Source organism: Bradyrhizobium sp. BR 1432 (assembly GCF_051547705.1).
Lineage (GTDB): Bacteria > Pseudomonadota > Alphaproteobacteria > Rhizobiales > Xanthobacteraceae > Bradyrhizobium > Bradyrhizobium zhanjiangense.
Genome location: NZ_JBPUGF010000004.1, coordinates 298,229 through 322,506, shown reverse-complemented (window position 1 = coordinate 322,506; position 24,278 = coordinate 298,229). Strand labels below are relative to the sequence as shown.

General features: G+C 57.9%; 21 protein-coding genes. 11 read left to right on the top strand and 10 right to left on the bottom strand.

Annotation, left to right across the window (positions count from 1 at the left end):
* The first annotated feature begins 214 nt into the window (after positions 1 to 214).
* Positions 215 to 1,015: an FkbM family methyltransferase gene (locus ACSKB8_RS42440; RefSeq protein ID WP_438111333.1), complete on the top strand. Its 801-nt coding sequence runs from the start codon at positions 215 to 217 to the stop codon at positions 1,013 to 1,015.
* A 94-nt stretch (positions 1,016 to 1,109) separates the two neighbouring features.
* On the opposite strand, the gene fcl is transcribed toward ACSKB8_RS42440, so the two are convergent.
* The 6 genes from fcl to ACSKB8_RS42410 all read right to left on the bottom strand — a co-directional run bounded on the left by fcl (position 1,110) and on the right by ACSKB8_RS42410 (position 8,648).
* Complete coding sequence (gene fcl, locus ACSKB8_RS42435; RefSeq protein WP_438111331.1) at positions 1,110 to 2,066, bottom strand: GDP-L-fucose synthase; 957 nt, start codon at positions 2,064 to 2,066, stop codon at positions 1,110 to 1,112.
* Complete coding sequence (gmd, locus tag ACSKB8_RS42430) at positions 2,047 to 3,129, bottom strand: GDP-mannose 4,6-dehydratase (protein WP_438111329.1); 1,083 nt, start codon at positions 3,127 to 3,129, stop codon at positions 2,047 to 2,049. Before gmd ends, fcl begins: the two co-directional genes overlap by 20 nt.
* 5 nt (positions 3,130 to 3,134) lie before the next feature.
* Positions 3,135 to 4,682: a lipopolysaccharide biosynthesis protein gene (locus ACSKB8_RS42425; RefSeq protein WP_438111328.1), complete on the bottom strand. Its 1,548-nt coding sequence runs from the start codon at positions 4,680 to 4,682 to the stop codon at positions 3,135 to 3,137.
* 13 nt (positions 4,683 to 4,695) lie between these two features.
* Positions 4,696 to 5,796: a glycosyltransferase family 61 protein gene (locus ACSKB8_RS42420; RefSeq protein WP_438111326.1), complete on the bottom strand. Its 1,101-nt coding sequence runs from the start codon at positions 5,794 to 5,796 to the stop codon at positions 4,696 to 4,698.
* 104 nt (positions 5,797 to 5,900) lie between these two features.
* Positions 5,901 to 7,310: a glycoside hydrolase family 16 protein gene (locus ACSKB8_RS42415; protein ID WP_438111324.1), complete on the bottom strand. Its 1,410-nt coding sequence runs from the start codon at positions 7,308 to 7,310 to the stop codon at positions 5,901 to 5,903.
* Between the two features lie 108 nt (positions 7,311 to 7,418).
* Entirely contained in the window at positions 7,419 to 8,648 is a 1,230-nt protein-coding gene (locus tag ACSKB8_RS42410; RefSeq protein WP_438111322.1) for an acyltransferase family protein, read from the bottom strand.
* A gap of 138 nt (positions 8,649 to 8,786) precedes the next feature.
* Here ACSKB8_RS42410 and ACSKB8_RS42405 point away from each other — a divergent pair, with 138 nt between their 5' ends.
* On the top strand, positions 8,787 to 10,067 hold the full coding sequence (locus tag ACSKB8_RS42405) for a hypothetical protein (RefSeq protein ID WP_438111320.1): 1,281 nt from the start codon (positions 8,787 to 8,789) through the stop codon (positions 10,065 to 10,067).
* Positions 10,068 to 10,092: 25 nt separating this feature from the next.
* Here the strand turns inward: ACSKB8_RS42405 and ACSKB8_RS42400 are convergent, their stop codons facing one another.
* Positions 10,093 to 11,193 carry a glycosyltransferase family 2 protein gene (locus ACSKB8_RS42400; RefSeq protein WP_438111318.1) on the bottom strand — a complete coding sequence of 367 codons (1,101 nt, stop codon included), beginning with the start codon at positions 11,191 to 11,193 and terminating at the stop codon, positions 10,093 to 10,095.
* A 443-nt stretch (positions 11,194 to 11,636) separates the two neighbouring features.
* Here ACSKB8_RS42400 and ACSKB8_RS42395 point away from each other — a divergent pair, with 443 nt between their 5' ends.
* From ACSKB8_RS42395 to ACSKB8_RS42385, 3 genes are all read left to right on the top strand, one after another.
* Positions 11,637 to 12,086 carry a hypothetical protein gene (locus tag ACSKB8_RS42395; protein ID WP_438111316.1) on the top strand — a complete coding sequence of 150 codons (450 nt, stop codon included), beginning with the start codon at positions 11,637 to 11,639 and terminating at the stop codon, positions 12,084 to 12,086.
* Positions 12,087 to 12,311: 225 nt separating this feature from the next.
* Positions 12,312 to 13,295 (top strand): NAD-dependent epimerase/dehydratase family protein, encoded by a 984-nt coding sequence (locus tag ACSKB8_RS42390; protein WP_370988188.1) that lies wholly within the window; start codon positions 12,312 to 12,314, stop codon positions 13,293 to 13,295.
* 642 nt (positions 13,296 to 13,937) lie between these two features.
* Entirely contained in the window at positions 13,938 to 14,342 is a 405-nt protein-coding gene (locus tag ACSKB8_RS42385) for a Wzz/FepE/Etk N-terminal domain-containing protein (protein WP_438111314.1), read from the top strand.
* A 216-nt stretch (positions 14,343 to 14,558) separates the two neighbouring features.
* On the opposite strand, the gene ACSKB8_RS42380 is transcribed toward ACSKB8_RS42385, so the two are convergent.
* Complete coding sequence (locus ACSKB8_RS42380) at positions 14,559 to 14,870, bottom strand: hypothetical protein (protein WP_438111312.1); 312 nt, start codon at positions 14,868 to 14,870, stop codon at positions 14,559 to 14,561.
* A gap of 581 nt (positions 14,871 to 15,451) precedes the next feature.
* Between ACSKB8_RS42380 and ACSKB8_RS42375 the strand changes: the two genes are divergently transcribed.
* From ACSKB8_RS42375 to ACSKB8_RS42360, 4 genes are all read left to right on the top strand, one after another.
* A complete protein-coding gene (locus ACSKB8_RS42375) occupies positions 15,452 to 16,354 on the top strand; it encodes a CpsD/CapB family tyrosine-protein kinase (protein ID WP_438111311.1) in 903 nt (300 codons plus the stop codon).
* 55 nt (positions 16,355 to 16,409) lie between these two features.
* The gene (locus ACSKB8_RS42370; RefSeq protein ID WP_438111309.1) at positions 16,410 to 17,051 is read left to right on the top strand and encodes a hypothetical protein; all 642 of its coding nucleotides are present in this window, start codon (positions 16,410 to 16,412) and stop codon (positions 17,049 to 17,051) included.
* A gap of 137 nt (positions 17,052 to 17,188) precedes the next feature.
* Complete coding sequence (locus ACSKB8_RS42365) at positions 17,189 to 18,241, top strand: hypothetical protein (RefSeq protein ID WP_438111307.1); 1,053 nt, start codon at positions 17,189 to 17,191, stop codon at positions 18,239 to 18,241.
* A 395-nt stretch (positions 18,242 to 18,636) separates the two neighbouring features.
* The gene (locus ACSKB8_RS42360) at positions 18,637 to 19,272 is read left to right on the top strand and encodes a hypothetical protein (protein ID WP_438111305.1); all 636 of its coding nucleotides are present in this window, start codon (positions 18,637 to 18,639) and stop codon (positions 19,270 to 19,272) included.
* Between the two features lie 955 nt (positions 19,273 to 20,227).
* Here the strand turns inward: ACSKB8_RS42360 and ACSKB8_RS42355 are convergent.
* Complete coding sequence (locus ACSKB8_RS42355) at positions 20,228 to 21,658, bottom strand: undecaprenyl-phosphate glucose phosphotransferase (protein WP_370988182.1); 1,431 nt, start codon at positions 21,656 to 21,658, stop codon at positions 20,228 to 20,230.
* 600 nt (positions 21,659 to 22,258) lie between these two features.
* Between ACSKB8_RS42355 and ACSKB8_RS42350 the strand changes: the two genes are divergently transcribed.
* Positions 22,259 to 22,996, top strand: coding sequence for a metallophosphoesterase (locus ACSKB8_RS42350; protein ID WP_438111789.1), 738 nt, complete (start codon positions 22,259 to 22,261; stop codon positions 22,994 to 22,996).
* A gap of 101 nt (positions 22,997 to 23,097) precedes the next feature.
* Here the strand turns inward: ACSKB8_RS42350 and ACSKB8_RS42345 are convergent, their stop codons facing one another.
* Entirely contained in the window at positions 23,098 to 23,376 is a 279-nt protein-coding gene (locus ACSKB8_RS42345; protein WP_370988180.1) for a hypothetical protein, read from the bottom strand.
* 610 nt (positions 23,377 to 23,986) lie between these two features.
* On the opposite strand from ACSKB8_RS42345, the gene ACSKB8_RS42340 reads away from it, so the two are divergent.
* The gene (locus ACSKB8_RS42340; protein WP_438111303.1) at positions 23,987 to 24,241 is read left to right on the top strand and encodes a hypothetical protein; all 255 of its coding nucleotides are present in this window, start codon (positions 23,987 to 23,989) and stop codon (positions 24,239 to 24,241) included.
* Positions 24,242 to 24,278 lie beyond the last annotated feature (37 nt).

The following is a 24,278-nucleotide window of genomic DNA, read 5'->3' as shown; positions in this document are numbered from 1 at the left end:
GCACGGAATAGATCGGCTTAGCAGCCAAAAGGCAAGTCTCGGCAACGCTGCCGATTAGCGACAACACCGCACATATTCATGACAAGAATCGAATCTATTGAAGTCTTAAGGCAGGCAAATGTGTTGATCGCAACGAACATAGGCAGCGAGCCTGCGGGAATGCCGCTTCTTGCAGCAAGCCTGCACCCAGTGCGTTAGCGAGCTCGGAGTCACCATGATCGGTTTGTTGAAAGACTACGTAAAGGCCCGCCTGCTTGATAACGACTTTATGATATCCGGCACCTCAAAGGAGCAGGAGCTCAGGGAATTCTTCCGGGACCTTTTCCCTGTCGTGACGGACAAGAAATTGATTCGACTGGGCGGATCGGCTGATGGCGGCTATTTGGTTCCGGACGACCTCGATGGCTGCGTCGGTTGCTTTTCGCCGGGGGTCTACAACGTCTCTGACTTCGAGCTCGGCCTTGCCGAACGTGGCATCCCGTGTTTCCTCGCTGACTTCTCGGTGGATGCACCGGCGATCCACAATGACCTGCTCGATTTCGAAAAGAAGTTCCTCGGAAACGAAAACAACGCCAAGTTCATGACTTTAGAGAACTGGATGTCGAGAAAGGGCCCTCGGACCGGCGATCTCATCCTCCAGATGGACATTGAAGGCGGCGAGTACGAGGTTCTCATCGAAACGAGCTGCAACGACCTGAAGCGCTTCAGGATCATGATCATCGAGTTCCATTCCATGGACAGAATTCTCAATCCCATCGGTCTCAAGCTGATCGGCGCTGTTTTCAAGAAGATCACCAAGCACTTCGACGTCGTACACATTCATCCGAATAATTACTTCAAACCCATCGAGTACAGGGGCTTCAAGGTACCGCCGATCATGGAATTCTCGTTCTTGCGCAAGGATCGCGCTGCTCGCCGGACGCCTGCGAGAAAGTTTCCTCACGACCTCGACAGGAGAAACGTCGCAAACAGGGACGATGTCGTGCTGCCGAAATGCTGGTTCGCTCCGGAGTGATCGCCCCCGTGGCCGCGCCGACAAATCACGCCAGCCGCGCACGACGGGCGCGCGGATGCGTGACCGTTGGCTCGCAATGGCAGAAGTGCGCTTCCTACTCTCGCGCCTGCAGGTTCTCGCCGAGATATGCCTGATAGGCCAGCTTGAGCCCATCCTCGAGCGGGGTCTTGGCCCGCCAACCCAGTTTCGCCAACCGGTTGACGTCGAGCAATTTGCGCGGAGTGCCGTCGGGGCGCGAGGTGTCAAAGCTGATCTCGCCTGAATAGCCGACGGTCTCCGCGACCACGCGGGCGAATTCGGCGATCGCAATGTCCACGCCGGTGCCGATGTTGACGAGCTCGCCGCTCGAATAGGTCTTCATCAGATGGATGCAGGCGTCCGCAAGATCGTCGACAAAGAGGAATTCGCGCCGCGGCGTGCCGGTGCCCCACACCACGACGTTCTTCGCTCCCGACGTCTTGGCCTCATGGAAACGGCGGATCAACGCCGCGACGACGTGGCTGTATTCGGGATGATAATTATCGCCGCGACCGTAGAGGTTGGTCGGCATCACACTGATGAAGTCTGAACCGTACTGGCTGCGATAGGCCTCGACCATCTTGATGCCCGCGATCTTGGCGATCGCGTAGGGTTCGTTGGTCGGCTCCAGCGGGCCAGTCAGCATCAACTCTTCGCGAATCGGCTGGACTGCTAGTTTGGGGTAGATGCAGGAGGAGCCAAAGAACATCAGCTTCTCGCATCGATTGACATGCGCGGCGTGGATGACGTTGGTCGCGATCGCCAGATTTTCGTAGAGGAACTCGGCGCGCAGCGTATTGTTGGCGACGATGCCGCCGACCTTGGCGGCAGCAAGGAACACTGCCTGCGGACGCCTTGCCGCAAACCATTTATCGACCGCGGCCTGGTCACGCAGGTCGACCTCGCTTCGCGAGACCGTCAGAAGTTCGACGTTTTCCTCCGCGAGCCGCCGCACCAACGCGGAGCCAACCATGCCGCGATGGCCGGCGACAAAGACGGTCTTACCGGCCAGCTCAAATGGAGTGCTTGGCATTGGTAACCTCTCGCCTGGCCTCGAGCAAATCGGAAGCCACCATTTCCTTGACCAGTTGCGCGAACGGGGTCCTAGATTTCCAGCCGAGCTTCTCGCGCGCCTTGCTGGGATCGCCGATCAGGAGATCGACCTCGGTGGGACGGAAATAGGTCGGGTCGATCCGCACGATGATCCTGCCTGACTTCTTGTCGATACCGGTTTCCTCGACGCCCTTGCCCCGCCATTCGACTTTGCGGCCGACTTCGGCGAAGGCGAGCTCCACGAACTCACGCACCGAGCGAGTCTCTCCGGTTGCCAGCACGAAATCGTCGGGCCGGTCGGCCTGCAGGATCATGTGCATGCCTTCGACATAATCCCTGGCATGGCCCCAGTCGCGCTTGGCTTCGAGATTTCCGAGATACAGCGTCTCTTCGAGGCCTGTCTCGATGCGGGCAACGGCACGCGTGATCTTGCGGGTGACGAAGGTTTCGCCGCGGATCGGGCTCTCGTGGTTGAAGAGAATACCGTTCGAGGCAAACATGCCGTAGGCTTCGCGGTAGTTCACCGTGATCCAATAGGCATAGAGCTTCGCCACCGCGTAAGGGGAGCGCGGGTAGAAGGAAGTCGTTTCCTTCTGCGGCACTTCCTGCACAAGGCCGTAGAGCTCGGAAGTGGACGCCTGATAGAACCGCGCCTCCTTCTCCATGCCAAGAATGCGAATCGCCTCCAATAGCCGCAGCGTTCCGATCGCGTCAGCGTTCGCGGTGTACTCCGGGCTCTCGAAACTGACCGCCACATGGCTCTGTGCGGCCAGATTGTAGATCTCGGTTGGCCGGATCTGCTGCATCAGGCGGATCAGGTTTGTCGAATCCGTCATGTCGCCGTAATGCATCAGGAACGGCACATTGCCGGCATGCGGATCCTGATAAAGATGATCGACACGGGCGGTGTTGAAGGAGGACGAGCGCCGCTTGATGCCGTGGACGATGTAGCCCAGGCCGACCAGATACTCGGCGAGATAGGCACCGTCCTGACCGGTGACGCCCGTAATCAGCGCGACGCGCCGCTTCGACCTTTCATTCATATTGCTCACCCGACTGCTCGGTTATCATCGACGATTTTTCCCATTTTCCCAAACCTGTTGGCGATTGCGCCGAGGATTCGCAGGATCTCACGCTCGGGCCCGGCCGGCGCGCCTGTCGCTCGCCAGAATCCAAAGAGTGACCCGACATAGGCAAGAGCGCTCACGAGAACAACAGCGATCAACCGAGCATAGACGTGAAACTCATGGCCAAAAGATGTGATGAAAGCCCAATTCGTCAGAAGACCGACAATGATCATCGTGCAGGTGGACAAAGCGGTCCTCAAATTCACGAGAAATTGCCGGGAGACAGAAGTGTCGATCAATTCGCGGACCAGGACCATGTTGTAGACGACACCGCCGAGGGTAACCACCACGCGGGCGACCAGCAGGCCAACTAACCCCCCTACCCACAAGCCCGCAACAATGAAAGGCAGCCTCACGATCAGGATCGCAACGTCGCGATGAAATAACCTGCGCGTCTGGCCAAGGGCCAGACCAAGGGGTTGGACGGTCGCGCTGAGCGTGTGCAACGCAATTGCACCACCGAGGAGCTGGATCACGATCGTCGCGCCTGCCCAAGCTTCACCCAGTGCGAGCGGAACGAATTGATCGGCGATCAACGCGAAGCCGAACCCCGCCGGAAAGGCGATCGCACACAGCATTGATTGCGCTGACAGATAAGCTCGCTGAAGAGCGGCTTTGTCGTCCCTCAGCCTCACGAACGCGGGAAACAGCGTCCCGGCGAGCGGATTTGTTGCTTCTCTTGTCGGCGTGGCGGCCAGGTCGCTGCCAAGCACATATCCACCCAGGGCGGATTTCCCGAGAAAATATCCGATGATGATCTGGTCGAAACGCCAGTTCAGCGTGCTGACGGCCTGCCCGAGCGATAGCCACACAGAGAACGAGAATAGGGAGCGGCTACCCTTTATCCGGAATTTCGGCCGGAACGGCTGGATCAGATAAGAGGCGACGACATCGATGAAGTTGGCGACGACGGCTCCGGCGATAAGCGCCCAGTAGCTCCTGAAGCAAATGGCGATCCCGGAGGAGACGAGGATGGTTGCGAGCGCCCGGCTGCTGCTCGTCACAAATTCCTGCCAGAAGACGAGTTGACGCTGCATCATCGCAAGCATCGGATTTCGAAGGCCGGATATCACGATCGAACAGCTCAGGACCAACAGGATCGGAATCAAGCGGCCATCGCCGTAGGACAATGCCACCGGATAGGCGAGCAACGACAGCAAGAGTGCCAGCAAGCAAGCACGAGCCAGGCTCAACGTCCACGCGGCGTGGAATTGATCTTCACTTGGATCCTTGTGGTGAATGAGCGCCGATGCCAGGGACAGTTCAGTCATCGACGTCAGAACAGCAATGATGGCCGTCGCGACGGCAACCAGGCCGAAATCTTCCGGCGTGAGCATTCTCGCCAATATGAGCGTGTTCAAGAAGCCGAGACTGGCAACCACCAGCCGGCTCACGCCGATCCAAGCAGCTCCGATGGCGATTGAATTTTTCGACAAAGGGAGCGTCGTACGCGCACCAATAGCGACCATTTTCAATGCTCGTTCATTGACAGATGGTTTCCAGTGCGCGCTCGAAGATGTCAGGCGCAACCTCGAAATCGAATGGACTGGGCCCAAACGCTCCCGGCGGGCGCGTTCCCTTGCTGTCCCCCACGATGTAAGAATAGTCCGCGCCGGCGGACGTTGCGATCGTGTAGTAGTAGGGATGCACGTGGTCTGACGGGATCAACTCCAGGACTTTCGTTCCAGGCGAGCAGAATACGAGATTGGTCAGCCCCGCACCATGTGCGCCAACGACAATCGAGCATTCTGAGAAAAACGCCGCTTCATCCTCAACGTCATCAAAGTCGTAGATCTGGAAGCCGAACTTTTTCAGTGCAGGCATCAGCTCTTCTTCGTTGGCGACCTTCCTTTGTCCTTTGCGCGGAACGTATACGCGCCTGTCGTGACGAAGCGGCGACTTGGCTACCTGCAAGCGGAAGAACTCCGTAAGCCAGGGCGCATAATTCCGTCGCAAGCCTGGAAACGAAGTGCCGATCACGAGATCGGCCTGGATATCCTCCTGGCCTGCCCACACGCACTTGTGCATCGGAATTCCAAGCCGGCGAACGAGCTTGGCTGCCGTTTCGGACCCAGGCTTGGGCAAATAGACATAATCGACATCATCGAGCGAGAGGCCACTTTTCTGAAATAGCGCCAAGCGTCCCAGGCAATCGAGCAGGAAGTGCCCATAGTTTCCTCCGGCGAAATCACTCGCCAGCGAGAGACAGGTGCCGCTTAGCGGCAGCGGCGTGCCGTAGGCAATTGATCGCGGATGGCGCGAGAACGACGATCCGTACCAGGTGCTCTCGTAGAGCAGCGATCCATCCTCCGTCACGAGCCAGCCGTCGGGACCGAGGATGCGGGCCTTGTCCAGGCGGAGAATGCCCAGCTCTGGCATTCTGTTGTCAACGCTTTCACCGAAACCTGCGTCGCGGCTGCCGAATCGAACCGGCGCCTTCCGCGCCAGTACCTCTTCCTCGACGGCAGTCAGCCAAGTATGCGGATGTTCACTTCGCCACGCGCGATGATCACAAAGCCGGCTCGGGCTGCCGCGCAATGCGCCACGGAGGATTTGCCTGACGGCGCGAACCTTTGAGTTCATGGATGACTACCATTGCAAGAGACACTGACCGTGACAGGCAAGCCCGCATGACGGCCCACCTGCCACAGCCAAAGCAAAATTCAGACCGGCCGTACCGATCGCAATCAGCGGTACTCGGCTTGATCCAGATCACACGGAGTTGTGCGCACGCTGGATGCACCCCTCCGATCAGCGTCGCACATGCAGCGACAATAGACGGCAAGATCTGGCTTTTTTGGTTGGATCACCGTGGTGTCGCAAGCAACGGGGACTTCTTTGGGGCCGACCTCGCCCGCGACTTCAGCCGTCAGTTTGCTGCCCAGCAGATAGTTCCCTTCGCGCGGCACGGCGGGCAGCGCGAATTCGATCACGCTGACGCCATCTTCCCCTTCCTTGCGAGAGACCTGTTGCAGCGGCTTCTTTGCCGATGCGACCATGGCGCCGGTTGTTGCATCGAAGACGTACGCATGAAGCGTTCGATTTGTCGGATAGTCTTCCGGAATCTTGATGGGAATTTCGATCTTGAGCGGATCGGTTGTGCTCAGCGACAATACCCCCGCATTCGGCTTCTTATCCGCTACCACATTCGTAACATTGAGGAATGTCGGCTTGGGCATGTCGTTGAGCGCTGCCGTATATCCAAAATCATTGGGATCCGGTGTCACGTCGCTCGGACCGCATTTTCGGCTTCCCCGCTCGGACGTCGTGAACTGGCAGACGCGAACGTAGTCGATCTTGAACGTCTGCGGGAAAGCCGCATCATCGACCCCGTGCCGGCCGGCCCAGGCTGCTCCGCCGACGGCGTAATTGAGATCAATGTGCGCCGGCGGCCCCAGTTGGCCGTCCTTCCTGAGCCACTGGTACATGCGCGTGTAGATGAGACGGCCGTCCCAGAAGAACGAAATGCGGTCAGGAGCCCAAACGAAGCCGGCAATATGCCAGTCCTTGTTCAGATCCTCCTTGCCGACCATGTCCTGAAACCTGAGCACGAACGAGTTGTCTACATACGTGTAGGACTGCGGCGTCCACTTATCTTTACTCATGGCATTCGAGTGCAGCATGTTCGGCTTGTCTTCCACGCCATTGATGACGTACTCGAAAATGTCGATCTCCGGCGGATGCCAGAACTTTCCATCGATGTCGTAATCGGCTTCGAGCCAGAATGCCGGCCACGATCCCCGCGCATTCGGAAGAAAGACCCGCGCTTCATAGTAGCCATAGTAGAATGTCTGATGGCTACGGATCATCGCGGAATCGAACGTGTCCGCCCCCTCATTCTTTTTTGCAGTCAGATTCAGGGCACCTTCGGACACCACGTGGTTGTCGCGGTAGTGCTGCTTTTCATCGTTGAAACGATCCATCGTTTCGTTGTTGTAAATGTATCGGGTAGCCCATTTGGTTCGATCAAGCTTGTCGCCGTTGAACTCGTCCGAAAAAACCAGCTCCCAGCCAGCGCACCAGGCCGGCGCTGCGGATCCGAGTGCAACGACTATCGAGGCGACACAAAGGACTTGCCTGCGCACGGCTGCGATCATCAACGAGATCCTTTCGGTTCGGCTGTTAGCCCGGCTGGGAAACGCTCTGCCGGCCCAATGCGCAAAGACGATGGCAATAGTGACGCGCCACGTCGTAAGCCGGCACAATCAAGCGCACGGCTGCGGCATTTTCCCGAATAGACAGTCAACTTGCGATCGTTTTGGGGCGGTGACTTGTCGAACAATCAAGAACATTTGACTGTTCCCGATCAGGTTCCCTCCTTGAGTGCCGTCGAGTGCTTGATTGATCGGCCGGACTGCCGGTTTCGCTTCCGAGGCCCTGTCGAGCCGTTTTCGAATTTGTCCCGTCGCCTTCACTTCAAGGAAGCGATGGCTGATCGTTGCAACGATAAGCGACGGCGGAAGCGAAACCAGGAGGAAAAACAGTTGCGATCCGCTCCCCAATGCATCGACCATGCCCGTTCGATACATGATCAGCTTGACCCCGGCCATGACGATCGGCGGCCAGAGATAAAAACTGAAGCTGATCGTTCCAAGCCACTGCATCACCTGCCAACGCAGCATTCTTCCGAACAGACCGTTTCCTCGGGACATGCCAAGCAGGAAAATAGTCCCGAAGACGCCACCAAGAACAACAAATGGAAAAGCAGAGATCCAGTCATGGAATGACAAATATGCCGGCGTGACAAAGCCAACGTAGTCTGTTGCGCTGGCCAGCTCGAGGCCTCTCCAGACAGTCAGGAACAGCACGAAGAAGATCGCCGGGTACTTCGCCAGGGATTGCAACAAGGTCGACGATAGGTACTTCTCCGCAATGAGCACGCCACCAATCATCAGGAGCGCGCGGGGATAGTACACGACCAACATCAGCGAACTGACGGCTAATGCCAGCGCCAGCGGCCGACTGACGCCGCTGACCAGGAAAACGACGGCACATACTCCATAGAACAGGAATTCGTATCCGAGCGACCACGCGGCGGGATTGATCTGGATGATGTCAACAAATGGAGGCGGCGCCAATAGATTTGCACCAACCAGCAGCAGACTTGGACCCTTTCCTAAAAGCCGGCCAAAAATCGCGATCGCGATCACGGTCGCCCAGAGCACAGGAAGAATCCTCGCATAGCGATCAAGAATAAAGGTCAAGACCGACGATGCGCGATACAGGCTTGGCAGAATGACAATTCCACTGATGCCGAAGAAGAACTCGACACCGAATTTTCCGGTCTGCAGCGCTTCTCCCAACAGCCCCCTGGCAAACAGATCGAACGTCGGGAGGCCGGAATGAACGACGTGATAGACGAATACCATGAGGCAAAACAAACCTCTGGCACCATGAACGTAAGGGTTAAATCTTGCGCTCGTGTCGTGTTCCATATGGGAAGTCACTACAGGCTCAAGTATAGAGGGTGAACAGCCTCACGAGCGAGACCAAGATCGACCGCGATCGTTGCCCTGCGCTCAGACGTACCCACCAATCGAGGCGCCAAGAAGCAGTAATCGACGAGTCCTAACATGGTGAGCCTCGACACATTCCCAGCCAGAACCTCGTCTAACAAGCGCGCTGCAGTAGCGTCAAGCGACGAGACCAACAGCGTCATTTTCGCGCATATCGCCTTCATTCTGTGCATTTGCATGCAGCGCTTCGGACTCCTCATCGGAACCGGACAGATCTTCTTTTCGCTGTTCGGATTCTTCGCGCTCGTTGCGTGGGGATGGTGGGTTGGTCTGGTGAGCATTCGCGGGCCGCAGACTCTTGCATTCGGACTCGTCGTCGTCTGGCTTCTCTTCAGCGCGGTCGCCGCAGCCGAATCTCCCGATCGCGGTGTCGAGACCAGTGCGGCATCACTTGCGATGGTTCTTGTCACGAATTCGATCTTCCTATTCGGACCCTCGACGAGATTCTCGAACGAGGCGGTCCTTCCCGTCTTCCTGTTCTATGTTCGCCTGTGCGCCGTTCTGGCAATCGTCCAGATCGTTCTTCAATTCGGCGGAATACGCATCTTCTCGTTCAAGGATGCAATCCCGGCGCTCGATCCGGTCCTCGTCGAGTCCGCCTACAATCAAAATGCGGTGGAATTTTATGGGTCTTTGAATCGGCGCGCGAACGGGTTTTTCCCGATGGAGCCGGGAGCGCTATCCCAACTGCTCGCTATAGGTGTGATCGTCGATGTGTTCATTTTGCGGCGACTTGCCTATCTTCCGTTGTACGCCATCTCGTACGTGCTCACTCGGTCCGGATCGGGCCTCCTGGTGCTCGTCGTGTCCCTCGGTGCCTATCCCCTGATTGCTCCGCTCAAATCACTGCGGGTTATCGCCATCGGGGCGGCCGTTGCCTTGGTGATCGGCACAACGTACCTCGTTGCACCGGAACCTTTTGATCCCATCGTTAGTAGGCTTGATGAATTCAGTTCAACCAAGTCGAGCGGCTATGCTCGCTACGTCGCACAACTACAGACCTGGGACTATCTCTTTCAGACCGACAGAGTGCTTATCGGCTCCGGGCCCGGCGGGTTGGAACGGTCGCCCGCCTACTTTGGCGGCAGCGGAAATCCCGTTCTCAAGCTCGTCGCGGATTACGGAATTATCGGGCTACTGATTTTCCTGTTCTATCTCATCCTCTCGATATTCAGGAAAGACAACTCGATGCTCGCATTGACAATGCTGGCCTGCTATCAGCTCGGCGGCGGCAACCTCGCCATGGCCCCATTCCTGATCATGATGGCAATGCTGTGCGTATGGTCGCAGCCGCCAGGCGCCGGCCTGAGGTCGATCCGTCCCAAAGCTGCCGTCTGACCGAAGCGTCCCAGCCCTGCCTTGATCATCGAATGATGCGGAACCGACCGAGCAAAGCGCGCAACCATTTCGGCCGCTGGGCGGGCACGTAGCGCAAACTCACCAGGGCACGACGGAAGTACTGCGGACTGATCAGGATGCAGAAGATCCAAGCCAGCAGCGATATGCGCTGCGATCTTGAGAAACCTTGCGGCGACGCAGCCGCTCCAAGCGCATCGACAGCGATGCTCAACGAGCTATCCGCTGCGATTGGATGAAGGTCCGGCCGCAGCTTGAACGACGCTATCCGCAAACAAAGAAATATCAAATTGCGCTTGAGTGCATCGGGCGCAACCGGCAGCTTCTCCGTGCGCGCGATCTCGGAAAAGAACTTGTACCGCCTCCGCGTGAGGTCGATCTCTCTCGCAAAGCGGGTATCGTCGAGTTGAAGGAAAGCCCCGTGATTGAGGCCGTGCACGCGATAATCTGCCAACGGCTTGGTGAGCGTTACGATCTCGCCACATGCAGGAGCGGCCGCCAAAAGATAACTGTCCGGAGCCCGATCAACGAAGTCGGACTCAAAGCCGAAGACACGCTCGACAAACCATTTCGGGTAGGCATTTCCCGACCCGGGCGGCGTCGGATAAGCGCCGGTGGTTGCCATCCACTTCCGGACGTCCTCCGAGGACGGACAGGAGAAGTACTGCGGCAGGACATTTCCGGTCGGCTGCCCGTCGGCATCGATCACGCGCATCTGAAACTGATATTTGCTCGCGGCTTTGGACCAGACGGATACGATCTCCGTCATGACATCAGGACGCAAGGCGTCGTCCGAGTCGAGAAATATGATGATATCGCCGGACGACCTGCGAAAGCCATTCACACAGGACATCATCTGCCCGGCGTTCGCCTGGCTGATGATCGTGACTTCGTCTGCAAATTCGTTGATGACGTCGAGTGAATGGTCCGTCGACCCGTCATCGACGACGATCACTTCGACGTTTGACCATCGTATGTCCAGCGCGCTGCGGATCGCGGATCCCACGTAAGCTGCGTAATTGTGGTTCGGAATGACGACCGAGAGGCGCGGCAGGGTCGCCAGTTCGACTTCTGGCAACACAGCGTGCCCTGGTATCTCCTTCAACATTCGCCGCCCAGAATACTCGCGTTGTAAGTACGTCGCATGACCGTCGACAGAACATCACAGTCGACGGACGTCAGACATCCAATCCAGGAAGGTGCAGCCTCTAGCACGTGTTTTCAAGCGCAAGGAAGAGGCAAGATTCCTCCTGCAATCCCGGGAACCATTTTGCCTGTCATTCTGTTGCCGCAACTGCAAATCTATCCTGCCGCCGACAATCGCGGCTTCGTTTCGAGAGCTGGCCCCAACCATCATGGATGTGCAGAGCAGTGAAGATACATGATAACCGATCTAGGCGCTCAGACGGTTATGCGGCGATATGTGTAGCTATCGCTTCCTCGCTCCTCGCAACGACGGCCGATGCTCAAATTTCCGGCTTCGGTCGCACATCTCCTCCGATGTATGGCGGCTCCGGCATTTCCACTCGGCCTTCGAGTTCGATTCGACCGATGGAAGGTACTTTCGCTCCAAATCACACGACAGCGGACGGAAAGCTTTGCATATCGGTCAATCCGTTGACGCACCCCCAAGCCAACAATCCCAAGATCATCGAGCAGATTGTGCTGGTTCAAAACATTTGCGGTCAATCGATCAGGGTTCGGGTTTGCTACGCGGGAAGTTCCGACTGCATTGTCGTTCCGCTCGCAGGCTACCAGAAGCTGCAGAGACTACTGGGGATTGCGGCCGGATCAACGAACTTTCAATTTGAGTATCGCGAGCTCTATTCAGTCGTTGATTCAGACGAACACCCCTGGTTGAACGCTCACAAGAAATGTGCGCGTTGCCGCTTGAACCAACGCCACCGCATTCGGGATCGCCAAGATGGAACTGATGTTTCCGCGTTCACACGCGCTGCCTGTAACGATCTTGTTATCGCCGCATCAAAAACGCACGACTAACCAATTGCTGCCCCGATTTGCTCGCTTCATTGATATCCAGCGGCGAAAACGCTCGCGGTCGCGAGCGGGCGTACTGCGCGTCAAGCGATCTTGGTCTGTGCGGGCACAACTCTTGCAACGGCGGGGCGTGCAGTTCTTCAATGCGCGTGCTCGATCGTCAGCAAGCCTTGACCGAACTTCGTCGCAGTTGATTCAGCACCTTCACTCACGTTGACCCTCGCGCACATGTCCCATCCCACCCAGGCTATTGTATTCGGAGGCGCAGGCTTCATCGGTACACATCTGATGACGCGAATGCTCGCTTCCGGCCGCTACGACCGTATCGTCTCAGTGGATATCGGGAAGCCCAGGGCGTGCGTCGAAGGCGTCGAGTATGTCCATCATGATGTCCGTGAGCCAATCGACCCGAAGCTCGGTGGCGGGGTGCCTGCCGACATCTTCAACCTGGCTGCGGTCCATGTCACCCCGGGTCATCCGGACGGCGACTATTATTATACAAACGTGCTAGGTGCGGTGCACGTCTGCCGATTTGCGAGAGACACTGGCAGCCGGAATGTCATCTTTACCAGTTCGATATCGGTCTACGGTCCGACGGAAACCCCACTTACCGAAGATGCGACGCCAGTCCCGGTCAGTGCTTATGGACGTTCCAAACTCTCGGCCGAAGCAATCCATCGTCTATGGCAGTCGGAGGACCCGGACAGGCGGCTTACCATCGTGCGCCCCGCCGTCATCTATGGGCGCTACGAGCGAGGCAATTTCACGCGATTGTCGAGGCTTCTCGAAAGGCGGGCCTTCATCTATCCCGGCCGCACCGACACCATCAAGTCGTGCGGCTACGTGAAGGACCTGGTCTCGTCGATGCTCTTCATGGCGTCTCGCAACGACAGTCTGTCGATTTACAACTTCTGCTATGAGCACCGTTACACCATCAGCGAGATTTGCTCCGCCTTCTCTCAAGCTGCCGAGTACCCCAAGCCGACGATAACGATTCCGGTATGGCTAATGAATCTCGCCGTGCTTCCATTCGAGGTGCTGCAGGCTGTCGGCATCAAGACCGGCATCAATCGTGACCGGATCAAGAAGTTGTGGTTTTCTACGAACATTCTGCCGAAGCATCTGATCGCAAGCGGGTTCAAATTCGACTACGATCTGGCAAGCTCGCTTGTGGATTGGAATCGGGAATCCTCCATCAAGGATTTTGATTGAGGTCTCGTTGCTTGATCTTTCGAGTGCCCGATCGATCGGGGATTCACCGTGGAACTGCGAAGCCGACCCTCGCCACCATAGTGGATGCTCCGAAACCGGACTCGTTCGCATTCCGCCGTCACGTGCTCAGTCGCAACCGCGAGACCGGATTCGCCTTGCCTGTGGCAGTTGCAAGATCCTCATGCTTGTCCGTCACACTCAGGTCGATATTGCATTGCAGAATTCGAGGCCGGTCGGACCCTGTCCACCGGCTCGGCACGTGAGATTCGTGGAACCCTGCCCAATTCGTGGGCGACCCGTTCTCAGGCGGCGTAATTCGTCTCGATCTTGAAAGTCGCTTTTTTGGCAGAGTTGACGGAGATGGGCATTGTGACGATTTTGCGGCGAGCAGCACCGACAAAGGGCCGGCAGCGTTGCCGAAACTTCTCTGACCAACAACGTGTCGAACGACCTGGCTAGGTGTTTCGCCGAGAGCCTCGATGGCACTGGTCAACTCTCGAGCGCTGCGACGTCGACCACCACATCCGACGTGTCGAATTCTTACCAGCAGGAACTTCTACGTGACACTTTAACGTTCACGAGTTCAGCCGCGGCACGGCCAGCCTGATGCCGCATTCACAGAGATTTAAGTAGGCGGGCCGGATGCTTCAAAAGATCACATCTCGCGAGATTGAAACCACCGCACCGGAGGCTCCATCGCTGGAGCAGACCATCTCCTCTGCGCTTGCGCTGGTGAGCCGCCAGTATCCAGTGATGATTTTCACGCTGCTCCTGTGCATCTGTCTTGCCGGCGTTTACGTGTTCACGGCGCCGAAGCGATATACCGGAACGGCCATCCTGATGATCGACAGCCGCAAGATGCAGGGCCTGCAGACGCAAGCGCCTGCGAGCGGCGCAGACAACCCGATCGACTCGGCGATGGTCGACAGTCAGGTCGAACTTCTTAAGTCCGAGGCGATCGCCTCCAAAGTCATCAAGGACCTGAAACTTGCGGAGTTCGGCAGACTTCATGAGCGACGGTGGCGGATTGCTCAGCAGCATCAGTAGCGCGATTACCGGAATATTCTCCGAGTCGACCCCGCCCACGGAAGAGCAAATACTGCGCGCGGCACTCGCTCGCTTTGCGAGCGGCCTCAGCATCAAGCGCGTCGGCGTGAGCTATGTTATCGAGATCTCCTTTCAGGCATTGTCGCAGGACCTGGCAGCACGGATCGCCAACGCGGTCGCCGACGGCTATATCGTGGACTCGTTGGAATCGAAATATCAGGCCTCGAGACGGGCGGCGGTCTGGCTGCAGGACCGATTGAAGGAATTGCGGTCGCAGGCGTCTTCCGCTGAACGCACCGTCGCGGATTTCAAGGCCAAGAACAACATCGTCGACGCCGGCGGGCGACTGCTCACCGAGCAGCAACTCGCTGAAATCAATACTTCGCTGACGGCTGCGCGTAGCCAGCGTGCGGAGGCACAAGCTAAGCTCGAACGCATCACCGCGATATTGAATGCGGACACCGACGATTCCAAGGTCATTCTGAATGAACTGGCGACTGTGAGCGAGACGATGGCCAACCCGGTCATCACCAAATTGCGCCAGACCTATCTCGAGTACGCGGCCAAGCAGGCCGATTGGTCGAACCGGTATGGATCGACACATCTGGCGGTTGTCAATTTACGCAACCAGATGCGAGAAATCCGACGCTCGATCATTGACGAACTGCGACGCACGGCCGAGGTCTACAAGAGTGACCTTGAAATTGCCAAGGCGCGCGAGGAGTCCAGCCAGAAGAGCTTGAACGATACGATCGCGGTCTCGAATAATACCAGCCAGGCCCAAATCATCCTGAGGGATCTGGAAAGCAACGCTCAGAGCGCTCGCGCATTATCGGACAACTTCCTGCAACTGTACATGGTCTCGGTTCAGCAGCAGTCGTTTCCCGTTACCGAAGCGAGGGTGATCAGTCAGGCCGCGTCGACTCTTCCCAACAAGACGTCGCCAAGAACGACACTCATCCTGCTTGCGGCGATTGTGGGTGGGTCGATTCTCGCAGCTCTCGTCGCAATCCTGCTTGATATGATGGATCGCGTCTTCCGTACCGTTTCGCAGGTCGAGCAGTTCGTGGATACCCGCTGTCTCGCTTCGATTCCGGTCATAGAGCAGGGTGCCATCAAAGCGAATTCCGCTCAATCGGGCAAAGCGGCCTGGCGATTCGGCAAACGCGACAAGCCCAAACCGCAGCAGGCATCACCGAGTTCACGGGGCATCCGGCACGACGTTGCCACTCCACGGGTCCGCGCCCGCGTTCAGCCACCAACAGTCGCATCGCGACCGTCTGCTTTCAACCGAGGAGAGCGTCGGGCGGCACGTGATCAATGCCCCGTTTTCACGCTTCGCGGAGGGATTTCGGTCGATCAAGCTCGCCAGCGATTTCGCAAATTTCGGTGCAGGGTCCAACAAGGTCCTGGGGATTACCTCCGCTCTTCCGAACGAGGGAAAGTCAACCGTCAGCGAAGCGCTGGCGCAGACCTTGGCGCAAAGCGGCTGCCGTACGCTGCTGATCGATGGCGACATCCGCAACCCCAGCCTCACCGCAAGGCTTACTCCGGCTGCGCAGGACGGCTTAATCCATGTCGTCATCGGCCAAGCCGACTGGAGGGACGTGGTCTGGATCGACCCGCAGACGAATCTACATTTTCTTCCTTGTGCTATCACATCCCGCTTCTCGAATTCGAGCGACCTGCTGGCCTCGCAACAGATGGACGATCTGTTCCAGCAACTACGGCAGCACTTTGATCGCATCGTTCTCGATCTTAGCCCGCTGGCGCCGGTCGTCGACGTTCGGGCGACCAGGGGGCTGGCTGATTCCTATATCCTTGTCATCGAATGGGCGAAGTCGAAAATCGATATCGTCGAGCGCGTGCTAGGCGAAACGCCGGTTGTGCGCGAGCGGATGCTCGGTGCGGTTCTTAACAAGGTGAACGTGTCGGTGATGAGCCGCTACGATACGTACGGCGCAGCCTACTATCGCAATCGATACTACAAGAGGTATGGTTACGTCGATTGACGTCAGATACTTGATCCGGAGCGGTGGGCAGCACTACAGGGCCCTTGGATACAACATGAATGATTTGGCGCTAGCGCATGTTAGGTCGGCGCTTCTGATGGTGCGCTCAGTTCTGCTCGGTGCTGGTCTCTTGGTGACGACGGCTCCTGGTCGAGCCGAGCCGGTGCGTCCGGGCATTCTGAACTGCGGGTCTGGCATCAGCGCCGAGCAGCGTCGACGTTGCGACGAAGAGGCGTTCAAGCAGATCGAGTCCGGCAGCCAATCGACACAGCTTGAGAGCGGATGGCGACTAGTTAAGAGCAAAAATCCAGACGGCGGCGCCGATGCCATTTCAGTGATGCATGTCGTCGATAGTGCCAAGTCGGATACGCGCCTTGCTGGTCTGAGCCTGCAATGCGGGAAGAGTGGCATCGAAATTGTACTCATTGTACTCGAGCCACTGTCCCGCTCGGCGCGACCGAACGTAGCCCTCATAGCAGGAGAGAAGCGCGCAGAGTTCCAGGCATCTGTGATCCAGGGCGGCGTGGCGCTCCTACTACCCGCCGACGCCTCGAAGCTTGCTGCCAGCGACTGGCAGACCGCAAACGAGCTTGCGGTTGAAATTGGGACCACACCGAGCGCGATCCGCGGCGCGGTGCCGATGGCTGGACTGGCGACGGCTCTCCGTTACTTGTCGCAGTACTGCTATGCTCGATAGTTTAGCCGGTCACGGAACTGTCATGCCGGGCGAATCCCGCAAATCGACTGCATGTGACCAGTTGGCAGGCCGCGTGTGATGATGCTTTATAGTGGCAACTATCCGGCCATCCATCACCGAGACGACGGTGGCCTCGCATGCTCGGCTATGCGACGCGTATCAATGTCCCACTTGTGCAATGCTGCACTCCATTCCCGCTTCCACGTCTCACGGTTCTCCGATTGCTCATCGCTTCCTGCTTTTTGATCACATTGCTGGCCGCGACTCCGATCTTGGCCATCACAAGCGGGTCCTTCGCACAGCATGTGATTTCACTTGCTACTGCGTTAATGATGGCAATGGCAACAAGAGGTCCGGAGGCGCAAATCGCGTCGGCCGCGCAGTTGCTGAAGCAATTTCTCCTCATATTCTTGCTTCCGGTCGTCTGGATGACGTTGCAAATCTTTCCGATGTCTTCGCTTGCGAACCCGATCTGGTCGGCGACTTCGATCGCATTGAATCAGCCATCGCTGCCGGGCCGCATCAGCGTTGATACGGGCGCGACGTTGCAAAGCCTGTTCCTCTTTCTGGTCGATGTGTCGCTCCTGGTGTCGACCATCATCATCGCCAGGGATCGCCGTATGGCCGAAACGATCCTGTTCGTATTGAGCGCAGTGACGACCCTCATGTCAGTCGAGCTCCTACTCGGCCGGCTCGATTTATTCGCCGGAATCATTCCCCAATCCGGCGCAGCTACGAACCTGTTTCCGGCAGCAGCCGCTCTTGCGATATTGACAAATGGCGCGCTCGTCGCCCGGGCACTCGAACGCCACCTGCACCAGCAGAACATCCACAATCTGGCCTCGCCCCAACTCTGGGTCGGCGTTTTCTGCGGCCTGTTAGGAATTGCCGTAGCATTCGCCGCACTTGCGACCCTCGAGCAACACACATTGGTGGCGGTTACTGGCTGCGGATTGATGGTCCTCGTGTTCATAGCCGCTGTCCGGCGCTTGGGATTTCGGTTTTGGCCTTCGGCGCTATTGTTCTTGGTCCTTGCAGCGATCGCCAGCGCGATGGCTGTGCCGCACACTCTATCCGGAGGCTTGGGCCTGCTTGGATTCGTCAGCCTCCCCCGGAAGCAGTTGCGCCGGCAAAGCACCTGCTCTCTGATGCACCGACGTGGGGCAATGGTCTCGGAACCTTTAGGCTGACTTCGAGAGCCTATCAGGAGTTCGGCGCTGCGCTGGCAGACCCTCCTTCCACCGCGGTCTTAATGGCTGTCGAGGCGGGAAGATTGGCGAGCGCCATCCTGGTAGTCTTCGCCGCCCAGTTCTTCCTCGTTAGCTTTCGCGGCGCCGTTCGGCGAGGACGTGATTCCTTCTTCGCGGCCGCCGCGGCCGCCGGCGTTGTCGTTGTACTCTGCGAGAGCTTTCTTGACTCAAGTCTCTCAAACCCCACGATTCGAGCGATCGTGGCGGTGATGGTCGGAGTTGGACTTGCACAATCCGTGGGACGGACCAGTGGCGCCAACCACTCGGCGGCATCCGCGCGACCGTAACATTGGGCATCGAGAATGAGTTCATCGAGCAGATTTCGCATTCTTCTGATGGCGTCGGCCTTGACGGTCGGATCCTATGCGATCGTGTCGGCCGTAGCGGAGGTGACGGCGCTGGGGCGGATAGCATTTCCCGCAGATGCGGCCGAGATTGGGGCGCGGTGGACTGGAGACGCCCCCTCATTGTTGGGAACGCGCTCGCCGTTTGGATCAGAGCTGGAGAGCAATTATGCATTGATCGCCGCGCTACAGACAATCGAGTCCGGTCAGCAAAGGGCCACGATCCTGCGATCAATAGCGCCCGATGCTCTCGGCCGGGTCAGGCGGACGCTGTCGATCTCTCCCTACAAACCCGAACTATGGCTGGCACTGGCTCTGCTTCAAGTCCAGCGCGACCCGTACGATCCGGTCGTGGTCGAGGCCCTGAAGATGGCATATTTTGTCGCACCAAACGACGCGCGATTGATGCCGGTGCGGATCGACATGGCGGCCCGCTTCGACGCACTCGCCCTTCCCGATGTCAAGGACCTCGTACGCAATGACGTCCGGCTCATCCTAATTCGCCGACCTGGGTCGAGATCGGCACTGGTGTCCGCTTATCGGCGGGCATCAAAACTGGGCAAGGCTTTCCTTGAGGATGCCGTTGAATTGATCGATCCGTCCTTCCTGGCGACACTGCGCGGTTGAATTCGGACAGGACACCTGATGAAGTGCGGGGAGCTGTCGGCACCAAAACACGAGGCGCGAACTTCGCCCGGAACAAGCACTCGCTTCGCTGCACTCACCCGAACCCAGCCTTACCGGTCGATCTTGGGTGATGCCGGAGTTGACCGCTTCGCTCATAGGTTACAGATCTTCGATCGTTCAGGAAAACGGTTATGATTGGCGCGCTGCCGCGCGTTTTCTTTTCACGATCAATCCTCTTGCGCAATACGGGGGCGGTTGCCGCCGCCGGCGAACTCACCTAGCGCTCGCGCGATCCATAGGTCCAGCGCCAACCGTAGTGGTACGGAGTCCACAAACGACGGTCATTGTCGTAGCCGATGTTTGCGCGGATTGATGAAGGCGGGCGTGAGGTGATCGAGATAGAGCATTTCCGGGAACTCGTCGGCTGAAAGGAGCCGGCTTACATTGCAACAGCGCTGTGCACCCTTTCCTTCTGAGGTTCCGACGGTTAATTTGACCCCATACTCTTGCATTTCGGTGGGACTGGATGACGGTACTTGCCATATACTGGATGACGGTACTTGCCATATTAAGCATCTGGCTACTGCTCAACGTTTTATTCGTGCTCATCGTGGTTCCTCCCCGCGGGGCGCGATCGCGGCTCAACAGGTCAGGAACAATCCTTGCGCCCGTCCCGATCGAAAAGCATCAAGACCAGCTCGATCACAACGAACAGTTCTCCCTTCGCCACGCTCTCGGATCATTCGCAACGGGAGTCTTTTTCGTCCTGATGCCCCGGCTGATCGCAATACGGGAGGCCATCATGCGGCTGTGGAACAGGGCGCGTAGGCATAAGACCTAAAACTTGGTGATTGGCGCGACGGCTGAAGGGCTCCAAAAGGAGCTCTCGCCTCAATCCGCATCTAGCTCAGCGCCTATGAGTCCGCGCCGCGCCGCCAATGACGCCTGCGCTGACCTAGTACGCCTCCTGGGAAATGACGGTAGCCGCCGTGCGCGCCATAATTTTCAGGTCGAGCCAAATGCTCCAGTTCCTTACATACCAAACGTCATATTCTACCCGCTTTTCCATCAGGTCGATGGTCGGCGTTTCGCCCCGGAAACCATTAACCTGAGCCCAGCCCGTGAGACCCGGCTTCATGTGGTGGCGGTATACGTAATTGCTGATGATCTCGTCATAATAGTTGTCGTGGGCAAGCGCATGTGGGCGCGGTCCGACCAACGACATGTCGCCGCGCAGCACGTTCCAGAGCTGGGGCAACTCGTCAATGCTGGTCATGCGGAGGAAGCGCCCAATCCTCGTGACGCGCGCGTCCCTCTTGGTTGCTTGAGCAATCGAATGACCATTCTCGCACACGTACATGCTGCGAAATTTCCAGATGTCAAACGGCTTGCCGTTGAAGCCGCGGCGCGACTGTCGAAAGATCACGCTCCCAGGCGAATCCAGCTTGATCAGAATGGAGACGGTGATCAGCACCGGCGCCAGGGCCACTAGCGAAAACAACGCCAGGCCGACGTCGAGGCAGCGCTTCTGGAGACGTTCAAACACGCTGAGCGGTGGTCGCTGAATCTCGATTGCCACCGTGCCGCTGACCGGCAAAAACGGACGCGATACCAGATCTGCAATCGAGTTATCCGGCAACAGACGGATCGGCTGTGGTACGGCGCGCAGGTGCAGTTCGAGTTGCTGCAACGACGGCAGCTCGTTCCAGTCAACCGCCAACAGGTACTCCTCGACATCTGCTGCACGGGATTGGAGGATGACATCGCGGATTTGCCTCTCCCAGCCGTTCCCATGGCTGTTAGCGGGAAGCACGAAATGGCGAACCACGTCGAATCCGTTCTTGCGCAGGTCCTTGAAACGGCTCGAGGTGAAATCAAGCGGCTTCAGGCTGAGCAGGGCAACCTTGCGATCGACCAATCTGCCCTTGGCAAAGCTCGTGCCGAGCGCCCACTGCCACGCAAAGCGCAGGCTGAGCAACCCAACGCCGCCAACGCCGGTGAAGATAAGGAACGTGCCGCGGGACAAATTGTCCGACGATTTCAATAGAAACGCCGCGACAGCAAGGATTGTCAGTGACACCAGCCAGATGATCACCGCTTTGCGCAATTGCCAGACCAGGCTGAGCAAACGGTGCGTTGCATACACACCCTGAAAATATGCGATCGCAACGAACACTGCGCTGACGATCAGTCCGGCACCGATGGGCGCTCCGTCTCCAGATGACGGCGTAGCGAGGCTATACAGTTCCGACGCCACCGCGTAGCAGAGCAAGATCAGCAAAAGGTCGGCCGCGATGACGAGAAGCTGAAAGGGCCTCTGAAGAGCCGTGCCCCGTGCGGAGGACACCGCATAGGTGCTTTCAGAACCATAAGTTGCAACAACCATTCGATCCTCTACGTGTGGAGAGTGCCTGGCGGTCATTGTGATGCTGAAGATTTGCCGCTTCCCAGACGAAGGGTGTTAAGTGATCGCAGCGACATTGTGGCGCTGCATGCAAAACTTTTGCGATGCACTGATGCGTCGCGTCGAACGAGAAGTGATAATCCGACGCGCTGAAAATCTCGTCACAGTGCTGACATATCGGCGACGCGCTGCCCTATTTTGAATTGAGTTCCACATCCAACACGATGCTTTAATGCTCGCGCGAGCGCGTCTTCGCTCATCTTTGAGGCGCCGATCCGTTGCGAGACTGCGAACAGTATTTGCGGGAACTTCAATTTCTGACTACGAGGGCATCGTAGGATTTGCATTGAGGCATGCATCTTTGCCGCGCTCTGAAGTTCAGCGATGCAATTTCCACGGACCGCTCTTCGCTCGACCCGTTGCAAACAGGTAGGCAAAAAGTTCCGCCCTTCTTTTGGCGTGATCAAGCCGGAGAACGACGACGCTACCCTATTCACCGCACATTGTTCGCGTCAGATGGGGGAGTTCTCAGGTGCCGGCGACTTGGGGAAATTTTCTCGACCACCTCATCGATTGTGCGCCATGATATCTTTCGCCCGACCACGTCGGCCAATCCACAAGCCGCACCTGCCGGAGGGAATTCGCATCTATGCGATCTCGGATATTCACGGCTGTGCGCACTTGCTCCAGCCGATGTTGCGGGTGATCGACGCCGACGTGGCTCGCAGCCGCCCGCACTATGCGATCGAGGTCTTCATGGGCGATTACATCGATCGCGGCCCGGACACGCGCGCCACCCTCGACATCCTGGTCGAGCGTAGTCGCCGGGGCAATGCGGTCTTCCTCAAGGGTAATCACGAGGCATTTCTGGTGAGCGTGTTCGAAGACCCTTCACTGTTCGCGGACTGGATTGCCGTCGGGGGGAGCCAGACATTGATGTCTTACGGGCTCGCCCCGCCGGACTTGAAGCGCGACGAGCCGACGTCGATCTTGCGCGATTTGATTTGCGCAATGCCGACTGAGCATCTGGAATTCCTGGACAATCTGCGGCTGAGCTTTACGTGCGGGGATTTCTTCTTTGTGCATGCGGGCGTTCGACCGGGCGTGGCGTTATCCGAACAGCAGGAGAACGATCTTTTGTGGATTCGCGAGGAGTTCCTGGAGAGCAAAAAGCATTTCGGCAAATATGTCGTGCACGGTCACACGCCGGTGCGGAACGCCGATGTGCGAAATAACCGCGCCAACATCGATACCGGCGCCTATGCGACCGGCAATCTCACCCTGATGAGCATCCAGGGAAGCCGCATGCTCGCGGTGTGACATCTGGCAACCGCTTGCCATCTGCCAAAGCCTCTTCCGCGACGAGGGTCGAATGGGCCTCGGCGCCCAGAGGTGAAGCGCCTTGCTAATTGAGGACTTGCCTAATTGAGCAAGCAGGGCTTCTGCGGCCGGGCACGCGTCTCGGCCATCCAATCGTTCCAGGCTCGCTCATGCTTGACGTAGAGCTCCAGCCAACGCGCGCCGTGCTCGTTCTGCTGCAGACGACGCTCCTGGTCAGGTAAACCGGCGCGCAATCGCGCATCCGGATTGTCCAGCGTTTCGAACTCGACCGTCTCCGAAATCGTCAGGCCGACGAGAACACGCTGTCCCGCGCCATCCACGATGTATCGCCGCGGAGCGTCCTTCTTGGGTTCACTCATCTCGTCATGCCCCCATTCGTTTCAGTGAGACCCCCGCGTGCCCGCCGACGAGCCGGACGGTGCCTAAAAGGCTCGTCGGGCATGGCCGAATGTTGAGGTGGGAGTCGAGGTCTCACCGGAACTTGCAGCCCTTCGCTGGACGCGCCAAGCACGCAGCGCATATCCCAAGATGAGGCCAGCGCCAAAAATGGAAGCGGAGACAAATGCAGAAGCCATGGAGAGTCGTCCCGGATAGTCCGGGGACACATCAAGACCGAGCAGTGTGTCGACATCATGATTCTCGATGGCTCCCGGCGCCGAAAGATTGTTCACGCCTCGACTTCTTGTGTGCATGCAATGCGGTGCCGTGTCAGATCGTCCTTTCCCACCTCTCATCTCGGTCGGCAACGATCACTCTCTCTATATAACGATCACTCTCTCTATATAGAGAAGCCTTTGCGACCTTGCGGGCCGGGCCTTTATCGTCGAACAGGAGCGCTTCGAGCTGACCTCGCCTCCCGCAATGGGAAATTTCGGGCTGATCGGTCGACCGATGCCCTTGCAACCGTCCGGGAGCCGTCGCATTATTTCGCATCGCATTTAGAAGGGATTCAATCCAATGAACTTCCGCGTGCTTATTCCATGCATTGCCCTGTCTGCCCTTGGCCTCACCTTGACGGCATCCGTGGCGCCAGCCGCCGAGCTCGCGCTTGGTCCGGCGCATCATCGGGCGGCTTCCGTCCAAGGCGGAGTTGTGCTGTGGGATGATGTCTACCCGCCCGCGATCTATGGTCCCCAGCTTCGCCCGGTCGAGGAAGTCGCGGCCATGAAGGCGCAGGCACGGCCCGTGTCCCAGCGCTGGTGGGGATACTGGTACGCCTGGTAAATTCGAGAGCGCTTGGCTGAGGCCGAGCCAGGCTGGA

Bases quoted from the DNA above. Each gene is read 5' to 3' on its own strand.
- ACSKB8_RS42415 (WP_438111324.1), bottom strand. From the start codon at position 7,310: ATGATCGCAGCCGTGCGCAGGCAAGTCCTTTGTGTCGCCTCGATAGTC.
- ACSKB8_RS42405 (WP_438111320.1), top strand. From the start codon at position 8,787: ATGGTGAGCCTCGACACATTCCCAGCCAGAACCTCGTCTAACAAGCGC.
- gmd (WP_438111329.1), bottom strand. From the start codon at position 3,129: ATGAATGAAAGGTCGAAGCGGCGCGTCGCGCTGATTACGGGCGTCACC.
- ACSKB8_RS42425 (WP_438111328.1), bottom strand. From the start codon at position 4,682: ATGGTCGCTATTGGTGCGCGTACGACGCTCCCTTTGTCGAAAAATTCA.
- ACSKB8_RS42350 (WP_438111789.1), top strand. From the start codon at position 22,259: ATGATATCTTTCGCCCGACCACGTCGGCCAATCCACAAGCCGCACCTG.
- ACSKB8_RS42440 (WP_438111333.1), top strand. From the start codon at position 215: ATGATCGGTTTGTTGAAAGACTACGTAAAGGCCCGCCTGCTTGATAAC.
- ACSKB8_RS42370 (WP_438111309.1), top strand. From the start codon at position 16,410: ATGAATGATTTGGCGCTAGCGCATGTTAGGTCGGCGCTTCTGATGGTG.
- ACSKB8_RS42395 (WP_438111316.1), top strand. From the start codon at position 11,637: ATGGAAGGTACTTTCGCTCCAAATCACACGACAGCGGACGGAAAGCTT.
- ACSKB8_RS42380 (WP_438111312.1), bottom strand. From the start codon at position 14,870: ATGACCGGGTTGGCCATCGTCTCGCTCACAGTCGCCAGTTCATTCAGA.
- ACSKB8_RS42385 (WP_438111314.1), top strand. From the start codon at position 13,938: ATGCTTCAAAAGATCACATCTCGCGAGATTGAAACCACCGCACCGGAG.
- ACSKB8_RS42400 (WP_438111318.1), bottom strand. From the start codon at position 11,193: ATGTTGAAGGAGATACCAGGGCACGCTGTGTTGCCAGAAGTCGAACTG.
- ACSKB8_RS42410 (WP_438111322.1), bottom strand. From the start codon at position 8,648: ATGGAACACGACACGAGCGCAAGATTTAACCCTTACGTTCATGGTGCC.
- ACSKB8_RS42360 (WP_438111305.1), top strand. From the start codon at position 18,637: ATGGCGTCGGCCTTGACGGTCGGATCCTATGCGATCGTGTCGGCCGTA.
- ACSKB8_RS42345 (WP_370988180.1), bottom strand. From the start codon at position 23,376: ATGAGTGAACCCAAGAAGGACGCTCCGCGGCGATACATCGTGGATGGC.
- ACSKB8_RS42355 (WP_370988182.1), bottom strand. From the start codon at position 21,658: ATGGTTGTTGCAACTTATGGTTCTGAAAGCACCTATGCGGTGTCCTCC.
- ACSKB8_RS42390 (WP_370988188.1), top strand. From the start codon at position 12,312: ATGTCCCATCCCACCCAGGCTATTGTATTCGGAGGCGCAGGCTTCATC.
- ACSKB8_RS42365 (WP_438111307.1), top strand. From the start codon at position 17,189: ATGCTCGGCTATGCGACGCGTATCAATGTCCCACTTGTGCAATGCTGC.
- fcl (WP_438111331.1), bottom strand. From the start codon at position 2,066: ATGCCAAGCACTCCATTTGAGCTGGCCGGTAAGACCGTCTTTGTCGCC.
- ACSKB8_RS42420 (WP_438111326.1), bottom strand. From the start codon at position 5,796: ATGAACTCAAAGGTTCGCGCCGTCAGGCAAATCCTCCGTGGCGCATTG.